General features: G+C 69.6%; 10 protein-coding genes and 2 tRNA genes. 5 read left to right on the top strand and 7 right to left on the bottom strand.

Annotation, left to right across the window (positions count from 1 at the left end; genetic code table 11):
- Window positions 1-13 precede the first annotated feature (13 nt).
- The 4 genes from ACIO9J_RS16540 to ACIO9J_RS16555 form a co-directional block, all read right to left on the bottom strand.
- Complete coding sequence (locus tag ACIO9J_RS16540; protein ID WP_401999056.1) at window positions 14-1288, bottom strand: SufS family cysteine desulfurase; 1275 nt, start codon at window positions 1286-1288, stop codon at window positions 14-16.
- Window positions 1275-2660 carry a family 2B encapsulin nanocompartment shell protein gene (locus ACIO9J_RS16545; RefSeq protein ID WP_401999059.1) on the bottom strand — a complete coding sequence of 462 codons (1386 nt, stop codon included), beginning with the start codon at window positions 2658-2660 and terminating at the stop codon, window positions 1275-1277. The genes ACIO9J_RS16540 and ACIO9J_RS16545 overlap by 14 nt, the downstream gene beginning before the upstream one ends.
- A gap of 394 nt (window positions 2661-3054) precedes the next feature.
- On the bottom strand, window positions 3055-3345 hold the full coding sequence (locus tag ACIO9J_RS16550) for a putative quinol monooxygenase (protein ID WP_401999061.1): 291 nt from the start codon (window positions 3343-3345) through the stop codon (window positions 3055-3057).
- A 201-nt stretch (window positions 3346-3546) separates the two neighbouring features.
- Window positions 3547-3620, bottom strand: a tRNA-Gly gene (locus tag ACIO9J_RS16555).
- A gap of 153 nt (window positions 3621-3773) precedes the next feature.
- Here ACIO9J_RS16555 and ACIO9J_RS16560 point away from each other — a divergent pair.
- The 5 genes from ACIO9J_RS16560 (at window position 3774) to clpX (ending at window position 8623) form a co-directional block, all read left to right on the top strand.
- Window positions 3774-3850 (top strand) — tRNA-Pro (locus tag ACIO9J_RS16560).
- Between the two features lie 149 nt (window positions 3851-3999).
- Window positions 4000-5388 (top strand): trigger factor, encoded by a 1389-nt coding sequence (tig, locus tag ACIO9J_RS16565; protein WP_401999064.1) that lies wholly within the window; start codon window positions 4000-4002, stop codon window positions 5386-5388.
- Between the two features lie 420 nt (window positions 5389-5808).
- Window positions 5809-6414 (top strand): ATP-dependent Clp protease proteolytic subunit, encoded by a 606-nt coding sequence (locus ACIO9J_RS16570; protein ID WP_384553145.1) that lies wholly within the window; start codon window positions 5809-5811, stop codon window positions 6412-6414.
- Window positions 6415-6475: 61 nt separating this feature from the next.
- Window positions 6476-7180: an ATP-dependent Clp protease proteolytic subunit gene (locus ACIO9J_RS16575; RefSeq protein WP_401999066.1), complete on the top strand. Its 705-nt coding sequence runs from the start codon at window positions 6476-6478 to the stop codon at window positions 7178-7180.
- A 156-nt stretch (window positions 7181-7336) separates the two neighbouring features.
- Window positions 7337-8623 (top strand): ATP-dependent Clp protease ATP-binding subunit ClpX, encoded by a 1287-nt coding sequence (gene clpX, locus ACIO9J_RS16580; protein ID WP_055552958.1) that lies wholly within the window; start codon window positions 7337-7339, stop codon window positions 8621-8623.
- 89 nt (window positions 8624-8712) lie between these two features.
- Here clpX and ACIO9J_RS16585 read toward each other — a convergent pair whose 3' ends face one another.
- The 3 genes from ACIO9J_RS16585 to ACIO9J_RS16595 all read right to left on the bottom strand — a co-directional run bounded on the left by ACIO9J_RS16585 (window position 8713) and on the right by ACIO9J_RS16595 (window position 11425).
- Window positions 8713-9753, bottom strand: a complete 1041-nt coding sequence (locus ACIO9J_RS16585) for a hypothetical protein (protein WP_401999069.1) — start codon at window positions 9751-9753, stop codon at window positions 8713-8715.
- Window positions 9754-9859: 106 nt separating this feature from the next.
- Window positions 9860-10915 (bottom strand): hypothetical protein, encoded by a 1056-nt coding sequence (locus tag ACIO9J_RS16590; RefSeq protein ID WP_401999071.1) that lies wholly within the window; start codon window positions 10913-10915, stop codon window positions 9860-9862.
- A gap of 174 nt (window positions 10916-11089) precedes the next feature.
- Window positions 11090-11425 (bottom strand): hypothetical protein, encoded by a 336-nt coding sequence (locus ACIO9J_RS16595; RefSeq protein ID WP_401999074.1) that lies wholly within the window; start codon window positions 11423-11425, stop codon window positions 11090-11092.
- Window positions 11426-11867 lie beyond the last annotated feature (442 nt).

Consider the following 11867-nt stretch of genomic DNA (forward strand, 5'->3'; position numbering starts at 1 on the left):
CCAACGGCACGGCTCAGGTGGCCTGTTGGAGCCCCCGGAGCGACGCCACGAGCCGGTCCACCTCCTCCGAGGTGTTGTAGAGCGAGAGCGAGGCCCGCGCCGCCGACTCCAGGCCGTAGTGCGCCAGCGCGGGCTGCGCGCAGTGGTGGCCCGCGCGCACCGCGATGCCGTCGCGGTCCAGCCAGTCGGCGACCGTCGCGGGGTCGTGCCCCGCGAGCGTGAAGGTGAGCACCGCGATCCGGTCGGGCGCGGAGCCGAGCAGGGAGAGCCCCGGCACGGTGGCCATGGCCTGCTCCGCGTACGCCATGAGCGCGTTCTCGTACGCCGTGACGGCCGCGCGGTCGAAGGACGTGAGCCAGTTCAGCGCGGCGAGCAGGCCCACCACCCCGGAGATGTGACCGGTGCCCGCCTCCAGGAGGTGCGGCGGCGGCGCGAACGTCGTCCGGTCGAAGGAGACGGACTCGATCATGTTGCCGCCGCCCTGCCACGGCTTCATCGCCGCCATCACCTCCGGCCGCGCGTACAGGGCGCCGATGCCGGTGGGCGCGAACAGCTTGTGCCCGGAGAAGACGTAGAAGTCCGCGCCCAAGTCCCGCACGTCCACCGGGAGATGGGCGACCGCCTGTGCGCCGTCCACGAGCACCTTGGCGTCGTAGCGGTGCGCGAGCGCGGTCATCTCCTTGACCGGCGGCACGGTGCCGAGGACGTTCGACGCGTGGCTGACCGCGACGAGCCGGGTGCGGTAGGAGAGCAGATCGGCGTACGCGGCCCGGTCGATCTGCCCCGTGGCGTCCAGCGGGACGGGGACCACCCGGGCGCGCGTCTCCTTGGCGATCAGCTGCCAGGGGACGATGTCCGAGTGGTGTTCCAGGACCGGCACCAGGATGTCGTCGCCGGGCCCGAGGTTCGCCCGGCCCCAGCTCTGGGCCACCAGGTTGATCGCCTCGGTGGTGCCCCGCGTGAAGGCGACGGTCTCGGGCCCCTCGGCCCCCAGGAACGAGGCGACCGCGGCCCGCCCCGCCTCGTACAGCTCCGTCGCCTCGCGGGCCATGGTGTGGGCGCCGCGGTGGATGTTGGAGTTGGCGGCGCCGTAGTAGGCGGCGAGGGCCTCGATGACCTGGCGCGGCTTCTGCGTGGTGGCGGCGTTGTCGAGCCAGGCGAGCGGCTGCCCGTTCACCGTGCGGTGCAGGATCGGGACGTCCGCGCGGGCCGCCTCCGGGGAGAAGCCGCCGGGCGGCGAGAAGGCCGGCAGCGCGGGTTCGGCGTCCCGAACGTCAGGAATAGTCATGGTACTTGGCCACCTCGACGTTCTGGAGGACGGCGATGGCGTCCTCCACCAGGACCGCGGTGTTGAAGTACGCCGTCATCAGGTACGACGTGATGCCCTTGTTGTCGACGCCCATGTTCCGCATCGACAGGCCCGGCTCGGCCTCGTCGGGCACCTCGGCGGGCCGCAGCCCGACCACGCCCTGCTCGGCCTCGCCCATCCGCATCAGGAGGATCTCGGTGGTGCCCGTGTGGGCGCCGCCGTTGTTGAAGCGCACCTTGTCCGAGGGCAGCAGCGGCACCCCGCGCCAGGTGAGCAGCGGGCTGCCGAACCGGTTGTCGATCACCGGGGGCACGCCCCTGCGCGTACATTCGCGGCCGAACGCGGCGATCGCCTTCGGGTGCGCGAGGAAGTAGCCGGGCTGCTTCCAGACCTTGGTGAGCAGCTCGTCCAGGTCGTCGGGGGTGGGCGCGCCGGTCCGCGTCTGCACGCGCTGACCGGGCGAGACGCTGTTGAACAGGCCGAACTCGGGGTGGTTCAGGAGCGCGGACTCCTGCCGCTCGCGCAGCGTGGCGATGGTCAGGTTCGCCTGCGCGCGCGTCTGGTCGATCGGCCCGTTGTAGAGGTCGGCGACGCGGGTGTGCACGCGCAGCACGGTCTGGGCGAGCGTCATGTGGTACTCACGGGGCGCGTCCTCGTAGTCGACGTACGTGCCCGGCAGATCGACCTCCCCGACGTGCCCCGACGTGCAGTCCACCGGCACCTCGGAGCCTGGCATCGCGGCGTCGCTCGCGTTGAACGCGGCCAGCCCGGCGCCCAGCGCCTGGTCGCGGTCGGCGAGCGCCGCGAGCGCGCTGCGCTCGGCACAGAGCGCCGTGCCCCGGGTGAGCGCCACGACGCGGTACGGCATCGGCTCGGACCTGCTCCACGCCCCCAGGTCGAAGAACTGCCCGTCCCCGACCACCTCCAGGAGCGCGTCCTCGCCGTACCGCCCGGTCACCCGCTTCTCGGCCCGCCCCCGCACGATGATCCAGAGCCGGTCCGCGGCGTCGCCCTCCTGCACGATGACCTGCCCGGCCTCGAAGGGGACCTCGGTGAAGGCGTCGGCGAGCTCGGCGAGCGCGGCGTTGTCGGCCTCGCACAGGTACGGCACCTCGCGTAAGTCGCCGGGGACGACGCGGGGGGTGCCGTTGTCGTCGTACGTGCCGATGCGGTCGTCGCCCAGGACGAAGGTGCGGCGCCGGTTCACGCGGTACACACCGGAGTCGAGGTCCACCCAGGGCAGGGCGCGCAGCAGGTACCGGGGCGTGATGCCGCGCATCTGCGGGACGGTCTTGGTGGCGGTCGCCAGTTGCCGTGCGGCATCCGGGCCGAGAGCGAGTCGGTCGGTCATCGGTACCTCCGTGGGTCCGTGCGGACGGGTGAAGGGGACCGATCGTCCGGTCGGTGCGTGCCGGGTCACAAGGGCCGTTCCACGGGCGTTGGCATAGGCCAGGCGCAAAACCGCCGCCGTCGGAGCGGGCCCGGCCCGCTGAGCGGCGGGGCGGCGCGAGCGGCCGCCGCGACCGACGCCTTCGGCTGCCGGTTTCCGACCCGATATACCCCTGAGGGCGATGTATGCGGTACTGAAAGATCCCGTTATGGTCCGGACCCCGAGAGCCCTCGGGAGGGCCGGGAGCGGCCCGCGGCGACCCCGCGGAAGGCTCGTGACGATCCCGGGAAACGACGGAACCCCAGACCCTGAGGGCCTGGGGTTCCGTCGTTCGACTCAGCCGACGCTCCGGGCTTCAGAGCCGTACCGGAGCGCTCGGGTGCACCTCACGCTCGATGCGGGGCATGATCTCGGGCAGGTAGATCCTCTGGATGGCTTCGCCCTCGCCGTGTGCCTCCCAGTGGCCCCGAGTCGCCCAGCGCTCGACCAGGACGAACCGCGCCGGATCCTCGTGCGAGTGGTACGCCTCCCAGCTGACGCAGCCGTCCTCGGCAAGGCACAGCGGGCGCATCCGGGCCAGGGCGTCAGCGACCAGGGTGATGTCGTCGGCCCGGGGAACGTGCGCGATGACGATGAGGTCGAACACCACTACTCCTTGATATGTACATGCGTGCAGCTAGGCGGCAAAAAGGCTACAACGCGGTAGGTGGAGCGGGTTTGGACGGGAGCTGCTCCGACCTTGATCTCTCTTCCCGTGGCGCGGGGCGTCACGGCGGGCTGAACGGGCCCCGGAAAGCGATCAGGGCCGGGTCAGAGGCAATTGCCTCTGACCCGGCCCTGAGTCACGTGGAGCGGGCGACGGGAATCGAACCCGCGTAGCTAGTTTGGAAGACTAGGGCTCTACCATTGAGCTACGCCCGCACGGTTCGCGCCACGGCCGGGGCCGCGGTACGACAGGCATCGTAGCGGGTCGGGGGCCCTCACCGCACACCCCCTTCACCTTCCCCCTGGAAGCTCCCCGTTTTAAGCGGGAGCCGCACTGCCTGCGGGCATGTACCCTACGTGTCGCACCGACGGGGTGTGGCGCAGCTTGGTAGCGCGTCCGCTTTGGGAGCGGAAGGCCGTGGGTTCAAATCCCGCCACCCCGACCACCTCGCCTCTTGCTCGACGCCTGCGCCGTTTCTCTCCACAAGATCGCATTGTGGGTCGACTCCCGCTTGCCGTTACTATGCAAGCTGTGTGCCCGTGTGTCTCTCAACCGGGCAGAAACCCAGAAGTCAGCCCCCAAGGAGACCGAACCGTGAAGAGCGCCGTGGAGACCCTGAACCCGACCCGGGTTCGGCTCACTGTCGAGGTGCCCTTCGAGGAGCTCAAGGACAGCCTCGACGCGGCCTACAAGAAGATCAACCAGCAGGTCACGGTGAAGGGCTTCCGCAAGGGCAAGATCCCGGCCCGGGTCATCGACCAGCGGTTCGGTCGCGGCGCCGTCCTCGAAGAGGCCGTCAACGACGCGCTCCCGAAGTTCTACACCGAGGCCGTGAACGAGGCCGAGCTCAACGTCCTGGGCCAGCCCGAGGTGGACATCACCGAGCTGAAGGACAACGAGACCCTCAACTTCACCGCTGAGGTCGACATCCGTCCCGCGATCGAGATCCCGGACTACTCCGGCATCGAGGTCGAGGTCGACGCGGTCGAGGTCAGCGACGAAGACGTCGAGAAGGCCGTCGAGGAGCTCCGTGAGCGCTTCGCGTCCACCTCGCCGGTCGAGCGCGCCGCCGAGGAGGGCGACGTCGTGACGATCGACCTGGAGGCCAAGGTCGAGGGCGAGGTCCTGGAGGACGGCGTCGCGTCCGGCGTCTCCTACACGATCGGCTCCGGCGAGCTCCTCGAGGGCATCGACGAGGCCGTGAAGGGCCTGGAGGCCGGTGGCGACGCCACCTTCACCTCCGAGCTCAAGGGCGGCTCCGCGCAGGGCAAGGAGGCCGAGGTCACCGTCAAGGTCACCCAGGTCGCCGCCCGTGAACTCCCGTCCCTGGACGACGACTTCGCGCAGCTCGCCTCCGAGTTCGACACCCTCGACGAGCTCAAGGCGGACAGCCGCAAGCGCCTCGAGAACATGAAGCAGTACGACCAGGCGACGCAGGCGCAGGAGCGCGTCCTGGAGAAGCTGCTCGAGCTGGTCGAGGTCCCCGTCCCCGAGAAGCTCCTCGCGGACGAGATCCAGACCCGCACGCACAACCTCGAGCACCACCAGCTCGGCCAGATGGGCCTCGACCTGGACAAGTACCTGGAGATCCAGGGCAAGTCCCGCGAGGAGTTCGACGCCGAGACCAAGGAGCAGGCCGAGAAGGGCATCAAGACGCAGTTCGTCCTGGACGAGCTCGTCAACAAGGAGAAGCTGAACGTGAACCAGGAGGAGCTCACCGAGCACCTCATGCGTCGCGCGCAGTCCTCCAACATGTCCCCCGACCAGTTCGCCCAGGCGGTCGTCGAAGGCGGCCAGGTCCCGATGCTGGTCGGCGAGGTCGCCCGCGGCAAGGCGCTCGCGGTCGTCGTCGAGGCGGCGACGGTCAAGGACACGAACGGTGAGGTCGTGGACCTGGACGACGAGGAGGACGAGACGGCTGCCGCCGAGGGCGAGCAGGCGGAGGCGTCCGACGTCGCCGAGGGCGAGAAGACCGAGGCGTGACCGCTGCGCTCGGCTGAAACGCACACCGGGCCCCAGGGACACCAGTCCCTGGGGCCCGGTGTCTTTAGGGGCGCGGGGAACTGCGCGCTCAGCCCTCGCCGGGGCGCGGCCGCGTCTGCTCCGCGAGGTTCCACGGCGGGTGCGGCTCCTCGCGGGCCGGCCGCGCCGTTCCCCGCGCCCCTGACGGGGCACGACCGGCACCGTTCGAGGCGCCCCCGCCAGAACCTGCGCTCACAGCGAACAGTTAGCTCTGCGGGATTCTCCGGAGAGGCCCGCGCGTTAGGGTCCATGAATACGAGGGCAGGGGAGTCCCCGAAGCCGCCCCGGAGCGGTGAGCACGCGGGGCCCCAGGCCTTACGAGAAGACGTGAGACGGCCCGGCGCCGTCGTAAGACGAGCAGGTGGATACGTGACGAATCTGATGCCCTCCGCCGCCGGCGACCCCTCCATCGGTGGTGGCCTCGGCGACCAGGTCTACAACCGGCTGCTCGGCGAGCGGATCATCTTCCTCGGCCAGCCGGTCGACGACGACATTGCCAACAAGATCACCGCACAGCTGCTGCTCCTTGCCGCCGAGCCGGACAAGGACATCTTCCTGTACATCAACAGCCCCGGCGGATCGATCACGGCCGGCATGGCGGTGTACGACACCATGCAGTACATCAAGAACGACGTCGTGACGATCGCGATGGGCATGGCCGCCTCCATGGGCCAGTTCCTGCTCAGCGCCGGTACGCCCGGCAAGCGCTTCGCGCTGCCGAACGCCGAGATCCTGATCCACCAGCCCTCCGCGGGCCTGGCGGGCTCCGCGTCGGACATCAAGATCCACGCCGAGCGGCTGCTGCACACCAAGAAGCGGATGGCGGAGCTCACGGCTCACCACACCGGTCAGACCGTCGAGCAGATCACCCGCGACTCGGACCGCGACCGCTGGTTCGACCCGCAGGAGGCCAAGGAGTACGGCCTCATCGACGACATCATGTCCAGCGCCGCCGGCATGCCGGGCGGGGGCGGCACGGGCGCCTGAGGCCCCCCTCAGCGCCCGCACGCCGACACCCCAGCCCACGCTCCTCAGGAGACCAAGAGAGATGAACAACTTCCCCGGCAGTGGCCTCTACGAGCGCCCCGAGGCCGCCTACGGCCAGGCCGCGCAGGCCGAGTTCACCGGCGCCCGCGCCGAGTCCCGCTACATCATCCCGCGCTTCGTCGAGCGCACCTCGCAGGGCGTGCGTGAGTACGACCCGTACGCGAAGCTCTTCGAGGAGCGCGTGATCTTCCTCGGCGTGCAGATCGACGACGCGTCGGCCAACGACGTCATGGCGCAGCTCCTGTGCCTGGAGTCGATGGACCCGGACCGCGACATCTCGATCTACATCAACAGCCCGGGCGGATCGTTCACGGCCCTCACGGCCATCTACGACACGATCCAGTTCGTGAAGCCCGACGTCTCGACGGTCTGCATGGGCCAGGCCGCCTCGGCCGCCGCCGTGCTCCTCGCGGCGGGTACGCCGGGCAAGCGCATGGCGCTGCCGAACGCCCGCGTGCTGATCCACCAGCCCTACAGCGAGACCGGCCGCGGCCAGGTCTCCGACCTGGAGATCGCCGCCAACGAAATCCTCCGGATGCGCGCGCAGCTGGAAGACATGCTGGCCAAGCACTCCACGACGCCGATCGAGAAGATCCGCGACGACATCGAGCGCGACAAGATCCTCACGGCCGAGGACGCGCTCGCGTACGGCCTGGTCGACCAGATCATCTCCACCCGGAAGATGAACAATTCGTCGGTCGCCTGACGCGGCGCTGTAGCATCTGCCGCTCCTTGGCATGGTTCGCGTACAAGCGAACCGTGCCAAGGGGGGCCCGAACGGGGGGCCCGGCAAGGTACCGTCGGATATGAGGCACCAGGAGCCGCTGAACGTGGCGTCTCCCAGGCGAAGGGGAAGCACCTCGTGGCACGCATCGGTGACGGCGGCGATCTGCTCAAGTGCTCGTTCTGCGGAAAGAGTCAGAAGCAGGTCAAGAAGCTCATCGCAGGCCCCGGTGTGTACATCTGCGACGAGTGCATCGACCTCTGTAACGAGATCATCGAGGAAGAGCTCGCGGAGACGAGCGAGGTGCGCTGGGAGGAACTCCCCAAGCCTCGCGAGATCTACGAATTCCTTGAGGGCTACGTCGTGGGCCAGGAGCCCGCGAAGAAGGCCCTCTCGGTAGCGGTGTACAACCACTACAAGCGGGTCCAGGCCGGAGAGAACGGCGGCGCGCAGGGCCGTGACGACGCGATCGAACTCGCCAAGTCCAACATCCTGTTGCTCGGCCCGACGGGCTCCGGCAAGACGCTCCTCGCGCAGACGCTGGCGCGCATGCTGAACGTCCCGTTCGCCATCGCGGACGCGACGGCGCTGACGGAGGCCGGCTACGTCGGCGAGGACGTCGAGAACATCCTGCTCAAGCTGATCCAGGCGGCCGACTACGACGTCAAGAAGGCCGAGACCGGGATCATCTACATCGACGAGATCGACAAGGTCGCCCGCAAGAGCGAGAACCCGTCGATCACGCGCGACGTCTCGGGTGAGGGCGTCCAGCAGGCCCTGCTGAAGATCCTGGAGGGCACCACCGCCTCCGTACCGCCGCAGGGCGGGCGCAAGCACCCGCACCAGGAGTTCATCCAGATCGACACGACGAACGTGCTCTTCATCGTGGGCGGCGCCTTCGCCGGCCTCGAGAAGATCATCGAGTCGCGGGCGGGCGCCAAGGGCATCGGCTTCGGCGCCACCATCCGCTCCAAGCGCGAGATGGAGGAGAAGGACCAGTTCGAGGACATCATGCCGGAGGACCTGGTGAAGTTCGGGATGATCCCCGAGTTCATCGGCCGCCTCCCCGTGATCACCTCGGTCCACAACCTCGACCGCGAGGCCCTGCTCCAGATCCTGGTCGAGCCGCGCAACGCGCTGGTGAAGCAGTACCAGCGCCTGTTCGAACTCGACGGCGTGGAGCTGGACTTCGAGCGCGAGGCCCTGGAGGCCATCGCGGACCAGGCGATCCTCCGCCAGACCGGCGCGCGCGGCCTGCGCGCCATCATGGAGGAGGTCCTCCAGTCGGTGATGTACGAGGTGCCGTCCCGCAAGGACGTCGCCCGCGTGGTCATCACCGCCGACGTCGTCCGCTCGAACGTGAACCCGACGCTGGTGCCGCGCGAGGCGCGGGGCCCGGGTTCCGGGGAGCAGAAGTCCGCGTAGGCGGCGGCTAGTTGCCTACGTTGAAGGGGGCGCCCGGCGAGTGATCGCCGGGCGCCCCCTTCGTCGTGGGCCGCGCTGTCGCGCCGGTGTCAGAGCTTGACGCGGGTCTCGTCGCGGACCTTGAGCGTGATGCCCGAAGCGTCCTTCAGCGAGGGGGACTTGCCCGCCATCGCGTCCGCGACCGTGAGGGAGACCACGACGCCGACGGTGGACCGGTCGCCCCAGATGCAGACCGGCATGCGCATCTCCTTGGGCTGTCCCGCACTCGGGTTCTCGTTCTTGATCACGGACTCCTGGCACTTCAGGACGGCCTTGTCCGTGCTGAAGTCCTCGGGGCTGCCGACCAGTTCGCCGGTCTCCGAGCTGTTCGCCGTGGAGTCCTTCTTGACCTTGGCGAACATGGCGTCGACGACCTTCTCCGGGTCCGACACCTCTCCGTAGACGCCCATGAACTGAAGGGCCTTCGCGGCCAGGGGGTTGCTCTCGTCGCCCGCCTGGTACGCCGCGTCGACGTCCTGCGGGTCCTTCACACCGGCCTGCTCGGCGGCCGCGAGGTCGCTGGAGTTGAAGCCGCCGCCCATGGAGCTGCCGTCGTCCTTCTTGTACTCGGTGAGCAGCGTCGCGGGCGTGGTGAGCTTGTGCTTCCCGTCGTCCTTGATGCCGCCGCCGTCCGCGACGTTGGACGAACCGCCCTTCTTGCCGCCGTCCTTGTCGTCGTTGCCGGCGAAGAGGAAGTAGCCGCCGACCGCGGCGGCCGCGACCACGGCGGCGACCGCGATGACGATGCCGGTCTTCTTGCTGCCGCCGCCGGGCGGCGGGGGCGGGACCTGCCCGTAGGGGGCCTGGGGCTGCTGGCCGTACGGACCGGGCTGCTGGGGCTGCCCGTAGGGGCCGGACTGGTAGGGACCCGGCTGCTGCGGCTGGCTGTAGGGGCCGGGCTGCGGGGCCTGCTGCGGGTAGCCGTAACCGGGCTGGGCCTGCGGCGGCTGCTGGGGGTAGCCGTAGCCGGGCTGCGGTGCCTGCGGCGGCTGGCCGTAGGGGCCAGGCTGCTGCGGAGGCTGGCCGCCGCCGTACGGGCCGGGCTGCTGCGGAGGCTGCCCGCCGTACGGGCCCGGCTGGTTGTGGCTCATGGAGTGATTCCCCTCCGAAACGCTGATGTGTTCCCGACATCCTGACGCAGGCGCCCCGGTCCGCCGACCGGGGCCCCTCGCTTCAAGGCCGTGCCACCGCGCGGTGTCAGAGCTTGACGCGGACTTCCCCGCGGAACTTCGCCGTGGTGCCCGCGGCCTCGTCGAGGTCGGCGGCCTTGCCGGACACGGCGCTCGCCACGTCCGTGGTGACGACGTAGCCGATGGTGCTGTGGTCGCCCCAGATGCAGGTCGCCGCGGACATCGAGCTCGGTCCCGAGGCGCCGGACGTGGCACCGGTGGTGCCCGCGCCGGAGCCCAGGGCGACCTTCATCTCCTGGCACTTGAGCACGGCGCCGTCGAGCCCGGCGGGCTTGTACTCCTTCGGCTCGCCGACCAGCGTGATCTCCTGGCCGCCGCTGCTCGCCGACGTCTCGTTCTTCTCCTTGGCGTTGGTGAACATGTGGTCCACGACGCCCGCGGGGTCCTTGATGTCGCCGTAGACGCCGCCGAAGTTCAGGACCTTCTGCGCCATCGGGTTCTCTTCGCCGCCCGACTTGTACGCGGCCTGCACGTCCTTGGGGTTCTTCACCCCGGCCGCCTCGGCCTTGTCGAGATCGACGCTGTTCGCGCCGCCGGTCTGGCTCGGGTCCGTCTCGTACTCCCCGAGCACCTTCGCCGGGGTCGTCAGCTTGTGCGGGCCGTCGTCCTTGATGCCGCCGCTGCCGCCGCCGTCCGCGACGTTGGAGGAGCCGCCGTTCTTGCCGTCCTTGTCGTCGTTGCCGGCGAAGAGGAAGTAGCCGCCGACCGCGGCGGCCGCGACCACGGCGGCGACCGCTATGACGATGCCGGTCTTCTTGTTGCCGCCGCCCGGGGGCGGCGGCGGGACCTGCCCGTAGGGGGCCTGCGGCTGCTGCCCGTACGGGCCGGGCTGCTGGGGCTGCCCGTAAGGAGCCTGCTGCGGAGGCTGCTGCCCGTAGGGACCCGGCTGCTGCGGCTGGCTGTAGCCGCCCTGCTGCGGGGCCTGCTGCGGGTAGCCGTAGCCGGGCTGGGGGGCCTGGGGCGGCTGGCCGTAGGGGCCAGGCTGCTGGGGCTGCCCGCCGCCGTACGGGCCGGGCTGCTGCGGCTGCTGCCCGCCGTACGGGCCCGGCTGGTTGTAGCTCATTACTGGGGTTCCCTCCCGATGCTTATGTGTTCCGAACATCCTGGCGGATGGGGGCGCGGGGTTGCGTGGTGGTACCGGATCGATGCGGAGTTGTTGAGGGGCTGTTCCAGGGCGCGGACGTACGAAGGCCCGGGGCGGCGGTCCGCCCCGGGCCTTTGCTCCGCGTATGGGCCGTTACGCCTTGACCCGCGCCGCCTTGCGCAGGTCGGCCGCGAACCCGGCGACGTCGTCCGTGGGCATGCCGCCGCTGCCCTTCCCCATGGCGGCCATGTCGATGCCGAAGACGATGCCGTAGGTGCTGTGGTCGGCCCAGATGCAGATCGGCAGCATCGTCTTCCCGCTGCTCGCCGTCTGGCACTTCATGACGGCGTTGTCGAGGCCGTCGGGCTCGACGGGCTCCGGGCTGCCGACGAGCTTGACGTCGCCGGAGCCGCCCGCGTCGTCGTCCGAGCCCTTCTTGGAGTTCTCGTCGGCCTTGGTGAAGCCGTCGTCGACGGCCTCCGGGCTCATCGTTCGGAACTTGTGAATACCGTTTCCCGCCCTGGCGAACAGATCACGCCACAGTTGTCACATGCACTGGCATTGATCATGCAGAGAGTGATCACCTTGCGGTGACCGGGCTGATGCCCAATGTGAGGAAGAGGGGGAAGAACGTGTTTCTTTCGAAGGGGAAGAGCTGGCTGGCCGCGTCATGCCTGACTGTGGCGGCCAGCGTCGTGCCGTTGATAGCGGCAACGCCAGCGTCTGCAACGAGCCCTGACTGCCGGGCGTACCTGGCAAGGGTGGGGTACGACATCGGCCCCAAGGTCACGGCGGCATGCGAGTACGGTGCGCGCTGGTACGGAACGGGTGGCTGTCTCAGTTGTCTGGAGGCCATAGGCGTGAAGAAGGCGCATCGCGTGGAAGCTTGCCTTCGGGCCCACGGGTGATCCCGAAGGGCGAGGGCTGAAGT

It is taken from the genome of Streptomyces sp. NPDC087300 (assembly GCF_044744425.1).
In the GTDB taxonomy this organism is placed as follows: domain Bacteria; phylum Actinomycetota; class Actinomycetes; order Streptomycetales; family Streptomycetaceae; genus Streptomyces.

What these genes read in the sequence shown, in the direction of transcription:
- ACIO9J_RS16540 (WP_401999056.1), bottom strand. Translation starts at nt 1,288, where the DNA reads ATGACTATTCCTGACGTTCGGGACGCCGAACCCGCGCTGCCGGCCTTC.
- ACIO9J_RS16545 (WP_401999059.1), bottom strand. Translation starts at nt 2,660, where the DNA reads ATGACCGACCGACTCGCTCTCGGCCCGGATGCCGCACGGCAACTGGCG.
- ACIO9J_RS16570 (WP_384553145.1), top strand. Translation starts at nt 5,809, where the DNA reads ATGCCCTCCGCCGCCGGCGACCCCTCCATCGGTGGTGGCCTCGGCGAC.
- ACIO9J_RS16575 (WP_401999066.1), top strand. Translation starts at nt 6,476, where the DNA reads ATGAACAACTTCCCCGGCAGTGGCCTCTACGAGCGCCCCGAGGCCGCC.
- ACIO9J_RS16585 (WP_401999069.1), bottom strand. Translation starts at nt 9,753, where the DNA reads ATGAGCCACAACCAGCCGGGCCCGTACGGCGGGCAGCCTCCGCAGCAG.
- ACIO9J_RS16590 (WP_401999071.1), bottom strand. Translation starts at nt 10,915, where the DNA reads ATGAGCTACAACCAGCCGGGCCCGTACGGCGGGCAGCAGCCGCAGCAG.
- ACIO9J_RS16595 (WP_401999074.1), bottom strand. Translation starts at nt 11,425, where the DNA reads ATGAGCCCGGAGGCCGTCGACGACGGCTTCACCAAGGCCGACGAGAAC.